Below are 20,762 nucleotides of genomic sequence, written 5' to 3'. Positions count from 1 at the left end.
CCGAAGTCAGACTGGAAGCTTTTTCCCTGAATGCGGCTTCAGAGCCGTATTATATTTTGCCCGTTTCAGGAATTGCCCTTTTCCAGCCTCACCTACAAATTGTTTGTCTTTAATGACGAATTGACCTCTGGATAAGACGGAAACCGGTTCACCTGTAATTTCCATACCTTCAAACGCATTATAATCCACAGCCATGTGATGAGTATCTGCAGAAAGGGTCCTTTCCACTTCCGGGTCAAAAATGACAATATCAGCATCAGACCCTACTGCAATCGTCCCTTTCTTAGGGAATAACCCGAATAGTTTCGCAGCACGCGTGGAAGTCAGGTCGACGAATTGATTCAAGGTAATACGCTCTTTCTTGACGCCTTCTGAAAAAAGGATACTCATGCGGTCCTCAATCGTTGGACCGCCGTTCGGTATTTTCGTGAAATCTTCACGTCCAAGGTCCTTCTGTCCCTTAAAGTCAAAAGAGCATTGATCTGAGCCGATCGTTTGCAGCTGTCCCATTTTTAAAGCATTCCAAAGCACTTCCTGGTTTTTCTTCTCCCTTAATGGCGGGGACCATACATACTTAGAGCCTTCGAAATTGGGCTTTTCGAGATAAGATTGGTCAAGGACCAAATATTGCGGACAAGTCTCCCCCCAAATATCCACCCCTTTATTTCTGGCCTCGATAATCTTTTCAACTGCATCTGCACAGGTGACATGAACGACATAGAGCTGACCGTTTGCCATTTCCGTCAGTTTAGCTGCCCGTCCAGTTGCTTCCCCTTCAAGCTCTGGCGGTCTTGTTAACGCATGATAAATTGGATCTGTGTTACCTTCAGCAAGCGCCTGCTTTGTAAGATAATCGATGACATCACCATTTTCAGCGTGAACCATGACAAGTGCACCAAGTTCCTTCGCTTGCAACAAAGTGCGGTATAGCGTGGCATCATCGGCTTGAAAAACATTCTTGTAAGCCATGAACACTTTAAAGGAAGAAATCCCTTCATTATCGATGATACTTGGCAACTCAGACAATACCTCATCATTAATCTCACTGATCATTAAATGAAAACCATAATCTATGGCCGCTTTTTCATTGGCCTTTTCATGCCATGTTTTTATCGCTTTCTTTAACGGCACCCCTTTTTCGGTCAAACAAAAGTCAATGATCGTTGTCGTGCCTCCATAGGCAGCCGCAATCGTCCCCGTTTCATAATCATCTTTTGTCGTTGTCCCCCCAAACGGCATATCGAGATGGGTATGTGGGTCAATGCCTCCCGGAAAAATATAAGCACCTTTTGCATCAATGATTTCAGCCCCCTCAGCAGTCAGGTCCATGCCAATCATTGCAATCTTCTCATTTTCAATTAATATATCGGCTTGATACGTATCTGCAGCCGTAGCGATCGTTCCATTTTTAATGATTTTCTTCAAATTCGTCCCCTCCATCATTTTACGAAATCAACACTTTCACTGCCGATGCCCCCAAGGAACGATTGGCGTTCATTCCACGTCATTGGCGGTAACTCATTTGTCAATTCGATCATATCGATAGCCCCATCTACCGGACAAACGATCGAGCAAAGATTACAGCCTACGCAATCTTCCTCGCGCACTCGCAAGAAGGAGCTGCCTGACGTGTCCTTTAACATATCTATACATTGATGAGAAGTATCTTCACAGGCAATATGGCATTTGTTGCAGTTAATGCACACATCATTATTAATGCGTGCAACGACCTTATAATTAAGGTCTAAATTCCCCCAATCGGAATAGCGCGGTACTGACTTACCGACAATATCCATCACAGACGAGATCCCTTTTTCATCAAGGTAATTGGACAGGCCATCAATCATGTCCTCCACTATCCTAAAACCGTGATGCATGGCAGCCGTACAAATTTGCACTCCCGTTGAACCCATCAATAAAAATTCCACTGTATCCTGCCAATTTGAAATGCCGCCTATTCCGGAAATGGGAACATTAATCATTGGATTCCTTGCACACTCTGCCACCATGTTCAATGCGATTGGCTTCACAGCAGGGCCACAATACCCTCCGTGAGCTCCCTTTCCGCCTACATGGGGAATCGTATTCCATGAATGGATATCCACTCCTGCCAAGCTGTTAATTGTATTGATCATGCTTATTGCATCCGCACCGCCGCGCACCGCCGCTTCAGCCGTAACTGTAATGTCGGTAATATTCGGTGTAAGCTTGACGATGACCGGTTTGGATGCAGCTTCCTTCGCCCAATATGTTTGCTTTTCCACAAGTTCGGGAACCTGTCCCGAAGCAGCTCCCATCCCCCGCTCTGCCATACCGTGCGGGCAGCCAAAGTTCAATTCGTAACCATCAACCCCTACATCTTCTATTCGCTTGATGATCTCATGCCACTTTTCCTGTTGTGGCTCTACCATCACTGATGCAATGATTGCATGATTAGGGAATCTCTTCTTCGTTTCATATATTTCTTTCAAATTCACTTCAAGCGGACGATCCGTAATCAATTCTATATTGTTGAACCCGGCAACTCTCTGTCCATTAAAACTGACAGCTGCAAAACGTGATGAGACATTCAGGATGGGGTCACCCAATGTCTTCCAAACAGCTCCTCCCCAGCCAGCTTCAAATGCCCGCTGTACTTGATAACCCGAATTAGTAGGTGGTGCTGAAGCAAGCCAAAAAGGATTGGGAGATTTAATACCTGCGAGATCAATTGATAAATCAGCCATGATTAGCCTCCTAATTTTCATAGTTATTAAGCAATATCCACCGCTTCGTTCATTAAAATCGAGTCAATTTCATAGGCTGTCTTCTTCCCTTGCTGGGCAGCTGAAACAACCATTGCTTCACCTTGGCCTTTTCCAAAAATCACGTCCCCGCACGCAAAAACTTTTTCATTAGATGTTCTGTAGGAATCTCCCTCCAATGTAACGACGCCATCTTCATGTTGTATGCCAAACTGTTCAATCAATCCTATATACCTGGATTGGCCTATAGCACGAATGACTCCATCAACCGGTATGACGAACTCTGATCCCGAAATCGGGACTGGACGGCGGCGGCCATCATCCCCTGCCTCGCTAAGAACCATTTTCACACACTCGATGCCCGTTACCTGACCGCTTTCATCCGATAGGATCCTGGAGGGGTTAGTCAGCCAGTGAAACCCGACACCCTCTTGTTTGGCAAACTCATATTCAAAATCATAAGCTGTCATTTCCTTTTGGGTACGACGATAAATAATGCTCACTTGTTCGGCACCCAGTCGGACAGAGCAGGTCGCTGCATCGATCGCCGTGTTTCCAGCCCCTATTACCGCCATCTTCTTCCCAATGAATTTATTAGTGATGGCCTCCGTTTTCGTTGCTTTGACGAACTCGATTGCATCATAAACTCCATCCAAATCTTCTCCTTCAATTCCAAGCTTCGGAACATCGGACATGCCAATCGCTAAAATGACCGCATCATAGTCGGCTGTCAGCTGATTTACGGAAACATCAACCCCGACCCGTGTACTCGTTTTAATTTCAACATCCAAACTCTTCACTTGTTCGACTTCCCAATAAGAAATGCTCTGAGGCAAACGGAAAGACACAATTCCGTAAGTATTTAAACCGCCTGGATTTTTTTCAGCTTCGAAAATGGTTACACTGTAGCCAAGCAAGGCTAATTCCCTTGCTGCAGATAAGCCCGCTGGACCGCTTCCTACAATGGCAACTTTTTTGCCATTCTTCTTCCCGGCCTTGAACAGGGCTTGTTTATTTTGGATGGCCCAATCTGTGGAATAACGCTGGAGATCGCCAATCATGATTGGCTTTGTAGAATGGTTCAGGACACATGCCCCCTCACATAACTCTTCTGTCGGACATACCCGCGCGCAGCTGGCACCGACAGGATTGGCCGTCATGATCGTCTTGGCTGAACCTTTAAAATTACCTGAAGCTATCTTCTTAATAAAACTTGGAATATCTATCCCTGTCGGACAGGCTTGGATACATGGGGCGTCATAGCAGTATAAACATCGATTCGATTCTTCCAAAGCTTCCCTAGGGGACAAACCCCTCTCCGCTTCCTGAAAGTTAATCTCTAGGCCACCTTTTAACGGGCTAGTCATACTCATCCACTATTTCTCCTTCCAAAAATTTATTTTTTGAAAAATAAAAAGGGAGGATTTGCATCCATTACTCTAAAAATACAATTCTCACACATTTAAAGGATTGAAAAAATTGCCACATGGCTTTCACCAATTTATTCAACAGACAGTCATGGCGATTTCCTTGCCAGAATTCTCTCGTTCCGTATATTATTTTCTATCATTCTCTCACTGGCCATGCCTCGGTCCCCGCTTCCTTCGGCCATAAAAAGCCCCCCCTACTAATCTTAAAAACTCAAATCCTGATGATTATCTTAGAAATGAGTATTCTTTATTTTATAATGTTGAAAAGTAAGTTACATTATACAAAGTGTAAAGTATTGCCAGCTGTAAGATATGCAATATGTAATATCCATGTTATATTTCCTAACAATAAATGATAAACATCGTCATTTTTCTACATTCAAACTTATTATTCATCATACCTAATGATATTCTTTGATGATTTGTTCCGAAAATCTACTTATCAACACTTTGTCCACATAAAAAAAAGCCCAGAAACTTTATTCAAGATTCCCTAGGACTTTTACTTTTATCCACAACTTATACACAAAACATATTGCTTTATTCTCTTTGTTTTCGCAGAACAGAAGCACATATACAAAAGTTATCCACATTTACCAATTTATTTTTCCACTTATCAACATGCTGTTAACAACTTATCAACAACCAATCTCATTCTTGATGAATAACGTACCGATTATATTTCTCATAATCTGTTTTCCTGCACTCAAGCTTAATTCGATATCCGTTTGCCTCATATTCAGTTTCCGTAATATGACCATTTTCATTGAAATAGGAAACCAGCTGTCCTTGATCAAATGGAATCAGCATTTCACAGTGAGTATAGTCGACAAAAATATGCTTGCGAATTTGATTGATCAATTCCTCGATGCCAACTTTGTTTTTCGCTGACATATATACAGAGCCACGATTCACCTGAGGGATTTCCAAATCGGTAAGGTCCGCTTTATTATAGGCAAAAATCGTTGGAATCCCTTTAATGCCTATCTCATTTAACGTCTTATCAGTTATCTCTATTTGCTGTTCATGATTAGGATTGGAAAAATCGACAACATGGATCAACAAATCCGCTTCCACCACTTCTTCTAAGGTGGATCGGAATGCTTTCACAAGATGATGGGGCAATTTAGACACAAAGCCCACCGTATCCGTCAATAAGAATTCCTTGTTATCCGGCAGCGGTATGTTTCGTATGGATGTCTCAAGTGTAGCGAAAAGCATATCCTTTTCCAATACCTGCTTTTCGGCTGTTGGATGGTACATCCCAATCAGAGCATTCATGATCGAAGATTTCCCTGCATTGGTATAACCGACTAAGGATACGACAGGGATGCTATTCTTTTTTCGCTGTTTCCTCTGCGTTTGCCGGTGTGCAACAAGGTCTTCCAGTTCTTTATTCAAAACACTTATATTTTCCTCGATTCTCCTGCGGTCAAGCTCTAACTGCTTTTCACCTGCCCCTTTGTTTGTACCGACTCCACCACTTTGACGCCCTAATGACTCCCTTAAACCAACGAGACGCGGGAGCATATACTGAAGCTTCGCCACTTCCACCTGAAGCTGCGCTTCCTTCGTTTTCGCCCGATGCGCGAAGATGTCCAGAATCAAGATTGTCCGATCGATCACCTTGCAATCCATGTCCCTCTCCAGATTCCGAAGTTGCGAAGGGGAGAGCTGATCATTAAAAATGACGACATTAGCTTCTTTATACTCAACGAGATTTTTTACTTCCTCAATCTTCCCGGTACCGATAAAATGTGATGAGTTCACCCGATGCAAATTTTGTGTGATGGTCCCTGCAACCTCTACCTCACACGCTTCCGTTAAATTGGCCAATTCCTCCATTGAATACTCAAAATCCTTTTGACCGTTGAGATTGACGCCAACCAAGATTGCCCTCTGCTGTAATTCCATCATTTCAAATCCTTTCCGTACATACCTTACTCCCTATATTATACTTAAACAAACCTACCATGCTTCTAAGTCAGCCACATTGTAGCATACTGACCATCTCTTGGATAACGATCTTGCCCAAGCAAATGTTCTTATTAGAATTCCTTTTACTTAAAAGAAAATTCAACAAAAAAATAACAGACTGATTAGGACCTGTCATTTTATATCCTATTGATATTTTTACTATAGATTGACTATCATGATTTTTCCCTTGGGACACCCTTAACATTTTCAGTGCTCTGATCCATTTACGTTTTCAAAGGAAAAATGGATGCATTTTTTCAAAGTTTCACATGAAACAATTGGAAAGTGCATAAAAAAAGGCTTCCCCGAACCTTAATAAGCACCAGGAAGCCCATATCATTCTATTCTTTTATTCTCAGTAATCTAAGACTGTTCAATGTAACTAATAACGTCGCACCCATGTCGGCAAAAATTGCCATCCAAAGTGTTAACCAGCCCGGTGCTATCAATAATAACGCCAGGATTTTTATCACCAATGAAAACGTGATGTTCTGCTTAATAATTTTTAATGTTTTGCGACTTAAGCTGATTGTATACGGCAGCTTCGATAAGTCATCACCCATCAAGGCAATATCGGCTGTTTCAAGGGCCGTATCAGTACCCGCCCCGCCCATTGCAATTCCTACCGTGGAAGCTGCCAAGGCCGGAGCATCATTGACACCATCGCCTATCATGGCCACTCGATCATATTTTTGTTTCCATTGTTTGATGATGGTCAGTTTATCTTGTGGCAATAGCTCCGCCTCGATCTCGTGAACGCCTGCTGCCGCTCCAATAGCTTTTGCCGTTCCAATATTATCCCCGGTCAGCATTATCGTTTTTTCAATGCCCAATGCATGCAGTTTCCGAATTGCTTCCTTACTGCTTTCCCTTATTTCATCTGCCACAGCAATGAGTGCCAGGAGCTTCATTTGATCGCCAAGCACCATCACCGTTTTCCCTGCATTTTGATAGCCGCTGATTAAATTAAGGACATCATCAGAGAATACTAGGCCTGTCACTTCCTCAAAGAGATGGGGTTTACCAATGTAATAGATTTCTTGATTGATTTTCCCTTTTATACCTTTACCCGTGATCGCAGTAAAATCCTCTACTACTACAGAATGATAATTCACATCATGATTTGCCGCCTTTTGAAGAATGGCCGTGGCAAGTGGGTGCTGTGATCTGCTTTCTAAAGCAGCAGCGATCGCCAGCACCTCCTGTTCATTCAACACATCGGATAACACTTTGAAATCAGTCACTTCCGGTACGCCCTTTGTTAAAGTACCCGTTTTATCGAATGCAATCGCCTTTAAGGCTCCTGTTTCCTCCAAATGGACCCCGCCTTTAATCAACACACCATGTTTCGCGGCATTTCCGATAGCTGTCACAATGGCGATGGGGGTAGAAATGACCAATGCACAAGGACAGCCGACAACCAGTACAGCCAATCCCCGGTAAATCCATTCACTCCAATCCCCGTTCATCACAATCGGGGGTACCACGGCAATGGCCAAGGCTATAAGCATAATGGCCGGAGTATAGAATTTTGCGAATCTATCCACGAATGCTTGGGAAGGGGCCTTTTCAGCCTGTGCTTCTTCAACAAGGTGGATGATTTTTGCAATAGTCGTATCCTCGACTCGCTTCGTGACCTTCACTTCGAGCAATCCTTCACCATTTAAGGTTCCGGCAAATACTTCACCCTCAACCGTTTTAAAAACCGGCTCAGACTCCCCTGTAATGGCTGCTTGATTAAGTGTCGACGCCCCTTTCATGATCCTGCCATCCATAGCAAGTTTTTGACCGGGTTTAACGATCATGATGTCGCCCACTTCAATCTCATCAACAGCAACCATCATTTCGTGATGTCCTCTACGGATCAAGGCTTCTTTAGGTGCGATATTCATTAATGATTCTATAGAATTCCGGGCTTTATCCATCGAATACTTTTCCAGTGCTTCACTTATTGCAAATAGAATGACAACAGTTGCCCCCTCACCCCATTCACCCAGCACAGCCGCTCCGATGATGGCAACCGTCATAAGGGTGTGCATATCAAAGCGAAGTCTGACGAGGTTTTTCAACCCATTGACAAATAATGAATATCCGCCAACAATGATTGCAGCCGCATAACCGATTACCGGCATGATGCCTCCATCAGCATATCGATTATCCAATATCCAGCTGATTAGCAAAAGGATAACCGAGAACACCACTTTAATATTTTCTTTTTGCTTCCAAAATGGTTCCTTTTGCGTCACCCGTTCCTGCTCACCACGGATTCTCAGGTTATCAAAAGCACCCGCCTTTTCAATCTCTTCAATGGTCGCGCTACCCTGTACCGAAATCTTTGAAGCCCCAAAGTTGATTTTGGCATCCTCCACACCCTCCAGATCACGGACATTGTTCTCAAATTTAGCCGCACAGTTCGTGCAAGATAGACCTTGAATACGATATGTTTTTAATGGGGACTCAGCCATCGATCCTTACCTCCTGCTGATGTTCTAATGCAATGAGAATCAATTGTTTAATATGGTGATCGTCCAAAGAATAAAAAGCTAACTTTCCTTCTTTTCGGTATTTTACGATTGCATGTTTATAAAGGGTACGAAGATGATGTGACGTTGTCGCCATCGAAGCACCAATGATATTGGCCAGATCGCACACACATAATTCCTCGTCCGTACAGAGCGCATAAGCTATCTTTGCCCTATTTTCGTCGCCTATCACTTTAAACAGCTTCGACATGCTGGATATATTCACCTGGCTCATTTCTTCTTGAATGCGATTAACCTTCACTTCATCATGCAGGTGGACATCACATATATCTTTCAGTTCCGCCATCTTCTCACACCTCTCATTCAAATCTTCGTTTGATTATAATATAACATAATTCCCTGAATATTCAAATCCATATTTGAATGTTTACTATTCTTGCTTCTCCTTTTCCGATACCTTAACGAAAGTGCCCTATATGCCTTTATATGAGGGCCATCGTTTTTTGTTTCACTTCCCACGATTTTGATCCGCCCTTAAAGGGCAGGCTGTCCTCTTTCCAGGAACCCATCCAACCTTCCCGAATCACTTTTATCTTCGTGACAAAAAAAAGAGGGGACAGAAATTCCTTCATGTCCCTTCAATCCAATGATTTCAGTAATTCCCTAACAGTACCTTGATAAGTATTATATATTTAATTTAGTATTTTCTAGAAAAACTATGATATACTTAGTCAAACCTTTTTAAGCGTTTTACTTTACTTGTACCGTTTACCCTGCTTTTCGTTGAGCAGGGTTTTTTGTAATGTTTTTTTCAAAACAAAAAAAGACAGATCCCATTACTAGGATCTGTCTTTTTTTGTTTTTGAAATTATGCTTTTTGAACGTTAGAAGCTTGAGGTCCACGTTGACCTTGTTCTACTTCAAAAGTAACTTCTTGGCCTTCGTCTAAAGATTTGAAACCTTCGCTTTGGATAGCTGAGAAATGTACGAATACGTCGTCTCCGTTTTCGCGTTCGATGAATCCAAAACCTTTTTCTGCGTTAAACCATTTTACTTTACCTTGTTCCATTGTTGTTGCCTCCTAGTGCATTTAAGCACATTGTATTACTATCCTTGCTCTAAGTCATCATCGAAAACGAAAAGTAGTACTTTTAGTATCCTTAGTACCGAACAAAAATAATTAAGACTAAGCATAACATTAAATGGCAGCGATTGCAAATGGTTTGGATAAACTTTTTTCAAGCAATTTTTAATACTCTATAAATTCACATAGAAATAATCTTGGTCTAATGTGACTCTATCTATTACAGCAAATGACCCACATGCCATTTCCACAAAAAAAAACCTCTTGTAAACAACGTTAACAAGAGGTTTTTTTTTACATCAAATATATCATTTTTCCGTAATGAACTTTTTTACCATCCCCTCTAATATGGCCGATTCATTTGCTAACTCTTCGTTTTGCTCCTTCAATCCAGTCATTATGGTACTTTGTTGAATTGCGGCTGCCGATATTTGCTCCGTTGTTGCGACTCCTTCTTCTGAAATCGCTGCAATTTCCTGAATGGATGCTAGGCTTTCATCCGAAGACTCATTGATTTTTTTCGAATGGCTTGCTAATTGTTCTGTGCCTTTCAACAATTTCTCTACGGATTCGAATATCTTATTGAAAATCTCTCCATTGTTTTCCACTAAGGAAACACCATTTATTATATCCTGAAAACTTTCATCATTATTTTGGATGACTTTGGCTGTTTGTTCATTGATCCGCGTAATCGACTCAGAAATGATATCGATTGATTCATCTGTTTGCACAGCCAATTTTTGCACCTCTTGAGCGACTACAGCAAAACCTCTGCCTGCATCCCCCGCCCGTGCCGCTTCAATGGAAGCATTCAATGATAGCAGGTTGGTCTGGGAAGCAATGCCCCTTATTAAGCCAATCACTTCGTTTATCTTCACTACATCAGCTTCCAGGCTCACCAAATTCACTTTATTCGATTGGCCGTTTTCCATGATTTTATCCATCTGTCTGGTTACATCCTGCACTTGTTTACTTCCTTGTTCAGCAAGTGTATTCGTATGCATCGTAAATTCATTCATTTCATTCGTTTGTTCGCTCATTAAACGGATTGTATCCGTTAAGTCACTGATCATATTGGAAATTCTGTCAATATGATGGGCACGTTCTTCTGAGGCTTTTGCTTCTTCCGTTGTCCCAGTCACTATCTGCCCATAGGATTCCACCATCTCCTCAAAGGATTGGTGAATGGACACTGTCGTTTGATTCATCGTTTGAGCGTGTTCACGGACATTCTGAATTATATGGGACAAACTTAATCTCATATCTTCGAATCCATCTGACAGATCGCCAATCTCATCCTGTCTACCAATGGGCATCGATTTACTTAAGTTCCCTTCTGCCATTTCATTCGTGTAACCTACAAGTTCATTAACGGGTCCCGAGATCTTTTTCCCGATGACAGCGGCGCATAGCACACCTAATATAATGGCACTTGCAAGAAATAAGATATTATAGAATAACATTGTGCTCTTCAATTCATCAATGAATTTTGCATCCATATCGATTCCCACAATGGCGTCTGTTCCTTCGATTGGCGTAAAGTACGACTTGTGTGTGCCCCACTTATCTTTATATATTTCACTCAATACGTCTTCTTTTCCATTTATCGATATTGCTTGTTCCGGCGTAAAAGGGGATTCCACCATGAAATCCGTGCTGCCATTCAAGGCTACAATCACATCGGCATCATTCTCCCGCTTCAATACATAAACGTACTCAATTCCCTTTTTATTTTCTACAAAAGCATCTAGCTGCCTCACAATCACTTCTCCCCGTTCCGAAGCATTCTTTATCAAAGTAGGATTGAGGCTTGCTGCTAAACTGTGGGCATTTTCAGAAAGACGCTCATCGAATTGCGGAAGGACATGCTCATTGATCATTTTATTAGTAATATAGGAAAAGCAAAGGCCCATCGCCCCTGCGAAAAGTATGAATGGAATGATATAAAACAAGAATAGTTTTGCCAGTAAAGATTTTTTAGGATTCAGCTTTGAAAATCTCATTCCCATGCCCCCCTTAGATAAAAGCCAGATGTTTTATAGTCAAATATGGTATTAAATCCAAATGAAGCAACTGGAGATTTTTGTTCAAATCCTCACTTCTATAAAATATGATTGCCATGCTCCGGTCATTTTGAAAAGGAAGCTGCCTATATTCCAAAACATGTTCAAATTCACGACAAAGTGCATCATGATCAATACGTGCAACATCTTCCAGATTTATTTCCAGTGGTAACTCTGCAAAGAAAAAGCTATATATATTATCGTCCATCTCTTCCAATATCCGATTCCAATCGGGTTTGGTACCTGAAAAATAATGTTCATACATATTCATCCCATACGCATGGTACCCTAGATCCGTTGTACCCGCTCCAGCAAAACGCAGAGGATTGATTTCGATAGGTATCACCCAGTTTCCTTTTTTGCGAATTTCGAAGTGTACAGGGTAATTCCTAAGTGGAAGGACCGTTTGGATATTCTTCATGAACTTTAGTGCATCATTATAGATTTCATTAATGGCCAACTTCGAAGTATAATAAATTCGATCGGAAGTTTCGTAATCGTCCTTGAATAATCGTTTGAAGACATTCAAAATGACCGGTTCGCCATCTTGATTGTAATAACCATCAATGGCATACTCTTCACCCTGAATCCACTCCTCTATTAAAACGGTCTGGGAACCGACCACTTCTGAATCATATAATCCATCCGAATGAAGTAAATCTGCTTTAAGCTGGTTCACGGCTATATCCCAGTCCTGTTCATTCTTGACTTTATGCACCCCTACACTTGAATAGCCAATATTGGGTTTGATAACTACCGGAAACGGTATTTGATTTTTATCCAGGTCACTTATCATGGATAAATCAATATCTTGGAAATAGAAATCAGGATATAAAGATTTCGTTAAATTCCGCACCTGACTCTTATCCTTCAATAACTTTGACCATATGTACTCATTGTTATTTGGTCGGAAATGACCTAATAATGTAATGCCATTTTCAGAGTTTGTAAGAATTCTTTGGCCCATTTCCATGGACTTGAAAAATTCGGTATCTTTTTGAATGTTTAGCTTTTCTGATGTTGATGTTTCTCCCCATTGCCCTTGTTCCAGCACTGGAATTTGCTGTTCCTCCAACACCTTTAGAAGAATTGGCGACACAATGGACTCATTCAAAATAATCATTTTTTCCACCTAACTTATACTGTTTTTTGTATCTCCATATTTAATCGGTTAAAAGCGGTAAGTATTTAGCTTATATAGGTATTTATTATTAATTTCACATTAAAAAAATAAAATTTCAATATACCTTTTTACCTATCGACTCCAACTAAAAAAAGCATTTGAGGACATAGAAAAAGCCCGGATCTAGCCCCGGGCTCTCCTTTTTTCTATGCTCATGTTGAAGGAACTCCTTTCATTCTTGTACATCTACAATAATACTTGATCGTTTTTCGATTAGATGCCGAACTTGAATAGGGCATACCCTAGCATTCCGCCAAACGTATTTAATAGAAGATCATCCACATCAAAGATGCCGATATTAAAGACAGCCTGAGAGACTTCATAACAAAGACTTACTATAAAGGAAATACAGCATACCCTCTTTAGATTTATATATCCCTTTCCAATAACGAGAGGTAGAAATATACCAAAAGGAATGAATAATGCGATGTTTCCTAGCAAATTGAATATATTGTGATACGTTCTATTTTGGACAGCACTCACTATTTCATTAAGCGGTATGAAATTACCGAACAATAATAATCTATCCTTCATATTTACTGGGTTCTTTAGATTACTTTGAAGCTGTTCCAGAAGAAAAGTTATATCAATATGGCCAAACTTAAATAAAATGACTTTGGTTAGCAAAAATATATAACTAGCAAACAAAGCTGGAATAATGATATCCTGTATTATTTATTTTCTTCATTTCTCTTGCCCATCACGTGCATGCACAGAAGAAAAAGCAGTCACGATGACTCCACCCATATTATCTCCAGATACTTCATACGCGTTGGCCTGTAGCTTAACCGTCTTTTTTGAGGATACAGGATAATAAGAGACTTCATATTCCACACCCGCTATGGTTCCCCCAATTTTCTTTTTCTCTTTTATATAAGTAAGGTATTCTTCCAATGTAAAATTCTTTTTCTGCATGATTCTACTATGGGGAAGACCAACATAGCGGAAATGCCATGGCTCATATTCTATTCCTGTAATAGCCTTTTTATTTTCCGGATAACGTAAAATAAAACCGTATTTCGAGGCATTCTTTTGCAGCCACCTTCCTTCCGGGGCTTCATTCATACCTGATAAGGTGGAGCCTATATCAAGTGATAACCCTAAGTTGTGCTCACTATAGCCAGCTGGTAAAGCAAATGCAGACCCCTTTTCTTGATAGAGCTGACTTTGCTCCTCTTCATTCCGATACCCGCTGCTAATCATGAAATGACGGACATTGTCTTTTTCAGCCGCACGAACCATTTCCAAGAATTTCTCTGCCACACCCTGTGACAAGCGAATCCTTTCGTCCGACAGACCATATCCCTCTATTAGTTCTTTGTGTTGAAATAGATTAACCACATCAGATTTGATCCCTCCCCGATGTACAGGATGTTCCTTATTGACCAATAACAAATTCCCTTGGTAAACCTGATCCTTAGCTATTTCTAACGTTCCACTCTCCTTCGGAACCCTTAGACCATGTCTTTCATCAATAATTTGAAAATCACCGTCAGATTTATATTCGTTTACTTCACGTGCAAACAGCAAAAATAAAACAAACAAAAAAACCCACTTCTTCATGAACAGTCCTCCTTACCTTCTTTCTATAGGTTAGGAAAAATAGTTTAAAAAAATAGTGGGGAAATTATAAAATTTTTCTTAAATCACTGCGGTAATCGCACTTCAAATAGAGTCTGTACAGAATCGCTTTTAACGGATATCGTTCCATTATGCTGTTCGACAATATTTTTTGCGATGAATAAACCGAGACCCGTGCTTCCATCTTTATGGGACCGCGCCCTATCATTTGTGTAGAACATATCAAAAACATAAGGTAGTTCTTCCTCAGGTATACAAGTTCCATAGTTGATAACTTGCACCACAACCTCCCCTTTATCAGTGAAACCAAGGATATCCACGAACTGTCCATCGTTTCCATAACGTACGGCATTGGTCAATAAGTTTTCGAATACACGCGCCAATAGGTCGCCATCACCTGAAATATCTAAATGCGATGGAAGAGTCGATCTTGCACTCAAGTGGTTTTTTTCGAAGAGTGGATATAGTTCTTCACTTAATTGAATGAGCAATTCACTTAAATTGAGGGATTTTTTCTCTAATGGAAGCATGCCATAGTTCATTCTGGTTATTTCAAAAAGTTCATCAATAAGTTTCTCTAAACGTTGGGATTTCGTATAAGCAATCTTCGTAAAATGCCTGATTCGTTCTGCAGGTAAATCTTCTTCTCGAAGGATAAAGTCCAAATATCCCAAAACGGAAGTTAGAGGTGTACGTAAATCATGGGCCAAGTTCAGAACCAATTGATCCTTACTGCTTTCTGCAAAATCGCCTCTTTCTACGGCTTCTTGTAATTTCTCACTTGCCCGGTTAATATCTTCCGCTATATCCTGGAACTCATCTTTTGATAAGATGTCGACTCTGCTTTTAAAGTCACCATTTGCGAGATCATTAATATTCCATTGGAAATCTTATTAAAGTATGTCGCATAAGGTTTTGTAAGGAAAAAGAAGAATAGTATCGAAAGTGGGACAAAAATGATTAAAAAGAAGTTTAGATCTCCATATATATTCATGATCAAACGCAAACGGAACAATGGATCTTCGACCTTTACATTCGTATGATAATAAAGTTGAAGCCCTTTATATATCAGGAAGGTAATGGTTCCGGCTATCAACATACTCAATGCAAGCAATACAATCATTTTAGCCCGGAAGCTTCGTAACATGTCAGCCATTGAATTTATATCCCACTCCCCAAACTGTCGTGATGAACTTGTTTTTATTTTTATCCTCGCCAAGCTTTTTTCTTAGCGTACGAGTATGAACCATGACAGTATTATTGCCCTTTCATAATACGCTTCGCCCCATACATTTTGAAAAATACTTTCCGCACTAAATACTTTTTGGGAATGACCGGCTAAGAGAACCAAAATATCGAATTCCTTCGGAGTTAGTTCGATGGCTTCATCATATAGTATCACTTTGCGCTGATCCGGATAAATGATCAAACCGCCGACTTCCAATATAGATTCGTTTTCGTTTGAAACTTGATTCAACTGCATTGCCCGTCGCAATTGCGCATTCACGCGTGCGACCAATTCCATTGGGTTGAAAGGCTTGGTCATATAATCGTCCGCCCCCATCACCAATCCGGAGATTTTATCCAGATCGGAACTTTTTGCACTAAGAAAAATGATAGGCATTTGATATTTCGCTCTAATTTGACGGGTAACTTCATAGCCATTCAGCTCCGGCATCATGATATCCAAGATGGCCAAGTCTATCTTCTGATCGCTAATAACACGAATGGCCTCTTTCCCATCCGATACCTTGATATAGTTATATCCCTCTTTCTCCAAATGCAAAGCGACCAGGTCAGCAATTTCCACCTCATCATCAGCTATCAATATAGTAATCCGCTTCATCTGTATCTTACTCCCTTTTACATATTCCCATTACTTTAATTGTACTCCATTCCATTCCGATTTTCCAAATTGCTACTGGTGACCCATTATAACTGATATGCCTTTTCATTAACCAAGAACTTCATATACCTAACATCCATATTCACCTGAATATTTCAGTCCGATTCTTTATTTTTCTTGTATCTTAATTAAAAAAAGCCGACACTATTTTAAGTGACCGCTATTTTTTCAACTTTATCATTCAGTAAAAATCCAACAGTAATTTCGTGGAATTTTTCTTTAATACCCAAAAGTTCATATTCAATTCATAACTTCTTTGTATACTTCCTCATGTAAAGGTCAAGAAAGGATGTATTTAAATATGTCAGAAGCAAAAAATCAAAAGGGATGGCGCCAGTTCATTCGGTTAGTTCAACAAACGAAGCCTTCTAAACTAATGATAGGGATTGCATTGGCATTAAGCCTAGGTACAACGGGTGTGGGTTTATTAGTCCCTTTATTCACAAAAAATTTAATTAATGATTTTTCGATCAGCTCACTAAGCACTGAACGGATCACCCTTCTCGTTCTTGCCATCATTGTTCAAGCATTGGCCAGTGGATTTTCCATCTATTTATTAAATCGGATCGGTCAATCTGTAGTGGCGGGTATCCGCGATCAACTATGGAAAAAAATACTCGTATTGCCCGTGAGTTATTTTGATGAACATCCGTCAGGCGAAACAGTCAGTCGAATGACAAATGATACAACAGTAGTGAAGGGATTAATCTCTGAGCACCTCTCTAATTTCGTTACAGGAATCATTTCCATCGTAGGTTCCATGATCGTGTTATTCGTACTGGATTGGAAAATGACATTATTGATGTTCACTGCAATTCCACTCTCTGTTTTGATATTAATGCCACTAGGGAAAAAAATGCATGAAATATCAAAAGGGATGCAGGACGAGACAGCAAGCTTCACCTCAGTCCTCCAGCAAGTGCTAACGGAAATCCGTCTTGTTAAAGCCTCAAATGCTGAAACTCTAGAATATGAAAATGGAAAAAAAGGAATCCATAAATTATTTCAATTCGGATTAAAAGAGGCAAAAATCCAAGCGTTGATTGCGCCGCTAATGAGTTTTGTCATGATGGCATTACTCGTGCTGATTTTAGGTTATGGGGGAATGCGCGTTTCTTCAGGAGCCCTGACTGCTGGAGCCCTAGTTGCATTCATCATGTATCTTTTCCAAATAATCATGCCAATGGCTCAATTAGCCAGTTTCTTTACACAATTTCAAAAAGCCACGGGTGCAACAGAGCGCATCATTTCCATTTTGGATTCAGTAGAGGAGGAAGATGCGAAGCAGCCAGTTCAGAATATAAGTCAATCAATCACCGTGGATCACCTGAACTATAGTTACAATAATGGAGAACAGGTACTTAAAGATATAAGCTTTAACGTTGAATCCGGTAAGGTCACAGCAATTGTCGGACCAAGCGGCAGCGGCAAAACAACCCTTTTCTCATTATTCGAGCGTTTCTACAAACCACAGCAAGGCTCCATTTCCATAGGCGGGAAATCCATAAATGATTTCACACTGCTTTCATGGAGAAGCCAGATTGGGTATGTTTCACAAGAAAGTCCGATTGTATCTGGCACAATTCGAGATAATATCTGTTATGGAATCGATCGGGATATAACAGATGAGGAATTAAACCAAGTAGCTAAAATGGCGTATGCAGATCAATTTATTTCTGAGCTTCCTAACGGATATGATACAGAGGTTGGCGAAAGGGGCATGAAATTATCCGGCGGTCAAAGACAAAGAATTGCAATCGCCCGAGCATTTTTAAGAAACCCAAAAATACTGATGCTTGATGAAGCTACCTCCAGCCTGGACAGCAAATCAGAAAAAGTTGTTCAACAGGCGTTAAATGAATTAATGAAAGGCAGAACAACAATAGTTATTGCTCACCGCCTATCGACCGTTGTTGGTTCAGATCAAATCATCTTTCTGGAAAAAGGGAAAATAACGGGCAGCGGAACACATAAGGAGCTATATAAAACGCACTCATTATATCGCGAATTCGCTGAACAACAGTTAAACAAACTTGAACTCGCCTAATTTACCGAAAGGAAAGAAGACGGATGACAAAAATACTAATTGTCGATGATGATGCACATATTCGTGAACTTATACAACTCTTGTTAAGAAAAGAAGGATTTGATCTATATGAAGCCTCAGATGGACTGCAAGCATTGAAAGTAATGGAGAAAGTGAAAATCGATTTGGCAGTCATCGACATTATGATGCCCAACATGGATGGATGGCAATTATGCAAAGAGTTACGGGAATTTAGTGATATCCCCATTTTAATGCTGACTGCAAAAGGGGAAACAACACAGAAAGTAAAAGGTTTCGGGCTTGGGGCAGATGATTATCTTGTAAAGCCATTTGAACCGATCGAATTGGTTCTGAGAATAAAGGCATTACTAAAACGCTATAAAATTACTATTTCACAAACATTAAATATCGGCGAATTAAAGATGAATCGCAACACACATGAAATTTCATTCAAAGAAAAGGAATTTACGATTCCCTTAAAAGAATTTGAATTGTTGTTTAAATTAGCAAGCTATCCTGGAAAAACTTTTTCCAGGGAAAATCTTATCGAAGACATTTGGGGCTATGATTATGAAGGTGATGAACGAACTGTCGATGTTCATATTAAAAGAGTGCGAGAACGGTTTCCTGAATCGGATTTCCCTTTCCGGATTAAAACGATCTGGGGATTGGGCTACCGTTTGGAGATAACGAGATGAGAAGCAATCGATTTTTCAAACAAATGCTTGGCACACTGTTTTTTATTGCATATATTTCCATATGTTTTTCCGCCGGTTATTATATCATTGAACTATTGCCCTTAAGATTAACCGATTATGTTCGGTTTCTGGCCACTATCATGACAAGCATCGCAATCATGATATCCATCGGTTATCTTATCCGCGCTATCCATCACAATAAACGGGTTAATATTTACCTCGAGATCATAGATGCCTTAAGGAAAATAGCAAATGGCGATTATAATGTACAATTGGATTTTAAAACGGGCAAGAAAAACGAAATGACGGATATCATTAACCACTTCAATCACATGGCCAAGCAATTGAAGCAAATGGAAGAAATGCGGCAAGAATTCATCTCTAACGTCTCACACGAAATACAGTCGCCCCTTACCTCCATTGTAGGATTTGCCCAGGCTCTTCAATTTAATAAGCTGACAACCGAAGAACGAAATCATTATCTTAATATAATTGAGACAGAAAGCCGGAGATTATCTAAATTAAGTGATAACCTTCTAAAGCTTACATCCCTTGAATCCGACCATCATCCTTTTGAAAGGACCGATTTCCGGCTCGATCAGCAAATACGAACCATTATTTTGGCATGTGAACCCGCTTGGTTGGAAAAAGAACTCGAATTGGATATATCCTTAGAAAAGGTTCCAATAGTTGCAGACCAGGACTTAATGAGCCAAGTATGGACGAATTTAATACACAATAGTATCAAGTTCACCCGCCATCGCGGAAAGATCACGATTCGATTACAACAGATTGATGACCGGGCATCCATAACGATATCCGACAATGGAATCGGCATTTCCGAAAACGACCAGTTCCATATATTCGAGCGATTCTATAAAGCCGACCTGGCAAGGGAACGCTCAAAAAGCGGCAGCGGTCTAGGTCTATCCATCGTGAAAAGAATTATAGAGATGCATGAAGGGACCATATCCGTGGAAAGTGAACTCGAAAAGGGAACTACTTTTACGATTCTGCTTCCTATTTCATAAAAACCAGCTGACTTGTCAGCTGGTTTAATTCTATTTGTAGTTATTGTTGCTTCAGATTAATATCCGACCACATTTTTGGCCTTCCGTAGAATTAAAATGAAAGCTAAATAAAATCACCTATCCTGGATAGGTTTTTGAGGGATTAAAATTTGAACGTTACTTTCCACTTTGTTTTAAGATGAGTTCGAGGCCAACCTTCCATTAATTTACATTTCAGAAAACCAAGCATTTCGAAGTACAGCAATTCCTTTTTCTATCTCTTCTTCTGAAAGTCCGCCAAAACCGATCATCACCAATGAAGGCTCCATCTCCTTTCCATCCATAATGGGCCGTTCTACTTCATTTCTTAACAAATATTCCGGTAGACTACTTAGAAAAGGCAGTAGATAGAGATATTACTTGAAAGAGTTATGTGCAATATGTTACCTCTTTTTTTCTTTTTCAATATTAGAGATGATTATTTTGATATTTTTAAATAAATCCGTCTGATAATAAACCCTATTCCTGCAATCGCCAATAACAGAATAATTGTTCC

The 20,762-nt window shown here is 40.3% G+C and carries 14 protein-coding genes and 2 pseudogenes; 3 read left to right on the top strand and 13 right to left on the bottom strand.

What is annotated here, in order from left to right; translation table 11 throughout:
* Window positions 1–6: 6 nt before the first annotated feature.
* The 13 genes and pseudogenes from hydA to QUF78_RS01830 form a co-directional block, all read right to left on the bottom strand.
* A complete protein-coding gene (hydA, locus tag QUF78_RS01890) occupies window positions 7–1,425 on the bottom strand; it encodes a dihydropyrimidinase (protein WP_289323371.1) in 1,419 nt (472 codons plus the stop codon).
* Between the two features lie 14 nt (window positions 1,426–1,439).
* Complete coding sequence (gene preA / locus QUF78_RS01885) at window positions 1,440–2,726, bottom strand: NAD-dependent dihydropyrimidine dehydrogenase subunit PreA (RefSeq protein WP_289323370.1); 1,287 nt, start codon at window positions 2,724–2,726, stop codon at window positions 1,440–1,442.
* A 26-nt stretch (window positions 2,727–2,752) separates the two neighbouring features.
* Window positions 2,753–4,111 carry an NAD(P)-dependent oxidoreductase gene (locus QUF78_RS01880; protein WP_483313875.1) on the bottom strand — a complete coding sequence of 453 codons (1,359 nt, stop codon included), beginning with the start codon at window positions 4,109–4,111 and terminating at the stop codon, window positions 2,753–2,755.
* Window positions 4,112–4,825: 714 nt separating this feature from the next.
* Complete coding sequence (gene hflX, locus QUF78_RS01875) at window positions 4,826–6,091, bottom strand: GTPase HflX (RefSeq protein WP_289323368.1); 1,266 nt, start codon at window positions 6,089–6,091, stop codon at window positions 4,826–4,828.
* A gap of 401 nt (window positions 6,092–6,492) precedes the next feature.
* Entirely contained in the window at window positions 6,493–8,616 is a 2,124-nt protein-coding gene (locus tag QUF78_RS01870; protein ID WP_289323367.1) for a heavy metal translocating P-type ATPase, read from the bottom strand.
* Window positions 8,609–8,980 (bottom strand): ArsR/SmtB family transcription factor, encoded by a 372-nt coding sequence (locus QUF78_RS01865; RefSeq protein WP_289323366.1) that lies wholly within the window; start codon window positions 8,978–8,980, stop codon window positions 8,609–8,611. Before QUF78_RS01865 ends, QUF78_RS01870 begins: the two co-directional genes overlap by 8 nt.
* A 522-nt stretch (window positions 8,981–9,502) precedes the next feature.
* Window positions 9,503–9,703, bottom strand: a complete 201-nt coding sequence (locus tag QUF78_RS01860; protein ID WP_034304915.1) for a cold-shock protein — start codon at window positions 9,701–9,703, stop codon at window positions 9,503–9,505.
* Window positions 9,704–10,026: 323 nt separating this feature from the next.
* Window positions 10,027–11,721 carry a methyl-accepting chemotaxis protein gene (locus QUF78_RS01855; RefSeq protein ID WP_289323365.1) on the bottom strand — a complete coding sequence of 565 codons (1,695 nt, stop codon included), beginning with the start codon at window positions 11,719–11,721 and terminating at the stop codon, window positions 10,027–10,029.
* Between the two features lie 13 nt (window positions 11,722–11,734).
* Window positions 11,735–12,904, bottom strand: coding sequence for an ATP-grasp domain-containing protein (locus QUF78_RS01850; RefSeq protein ID WP_289323364.1), 1,170 nt, complete (start codon window positions 12,902–12,904; stop codon window positions 11,735–11,737).
* 273 nt (window positions 12,905–13,177) lie between these two features.
* Window positions 13,178–13,612, bottom strand: a complete 435-nt coding sequence (locus tag QUF78_RS01845; RefSeq protein ID WP_289323363.1) for a VanZ family protein — start codon at window positions 13,610–13,612, stop codon at window positions 13,178–13,180.
* Between the two features lie 36 nt (window positions 13,613–13,648).
* Window positions 13,649–14,527, bottom strand: a complete 879-nt coding sequence (locus tag QUF78_RS01840) for a M15 family metallopeptidase (RefSeq protein ID WP_289323362.1) — start codon at window positions 14,525–14,527, stop codon at window positions 13,649–13,651.
* Between the two features lie 83 nt (window positions 14,528–14,610).
* Window positions 14,611–15,701: pseudogene (locus QUF78_RS01835) on the bottom strand (sensor histidine kinase).
* Window positions 15,694–16,391: pseudogene (locus tag QUF78_RS01830) on the bottom strand (response regulator transcription factor). The pseudogenes QUF78_RS01835 and QUF78_RS01830 overlap by 8 nt, the downstream one beginning before the upstream one ends.
* Before the next feature lie 349 nt (window positions 16,392–16,740).
* On the opposite strand from QUF78_RS01830, the gene QUF78_RS01825 reads away from it, so the two are divergent.
* The 3 genes from QUF78_RS01825 to QUF78_RS01815 are packed head-to-tail and all read left to right on the top strand — an operon-like array spanning window position 16,741 to window position 20,227.
* Window positions 16,741–18,498 carry an ABC transporter ATP-binding protein gene (locus QUF78_RS01825; RefSeq protein WP_289323361.1) on the top strand — a complete coding sequence of 586 codons (1,758 nt, stop codon included), beginning with the start codon at window positions 16,741–16,743 and terminating at the stop codon, window positions 18,496–18,498.
* Between the two features lie 23 nt (window positions 18,499–18,521).
* A complete protein-coding gene (locus tag QUF78_RS01820) occupies window positions 18,522–19,196 on the top strand; it encodes a response regulator transcription factor (protein WP_289323360.1) in 675 nt (224 codons plus the stop codon).
* Window positions 19,193–20,227, top strand: coding sequence for a sensor histidine kinase (locus QUF78_RS01815; RefSeq protein ID WP_289323359.1), 1,035 nt, complete (start codon window positions 19,193–19,195; stop codon window positions 20,225–20,227). Before QUF78_RS01820 ends, QUF78_RS01815 begins: the two co-directional genes overlap by 4 nt.
* Window positions 20,228–20,762: the final 535 nt, after the last annotated feature.

This window comes from Peribacillus sp. ACCC06369 (assembly GCF_030348945.1).
Classification (GTDB): Bacteria; Bacillota; Bacilli; order Bacillales; family DSM-1321; genus Peribacillus.
This window is presented reverse-complemented; position numbering and strand designations above follow the sequence as displayed.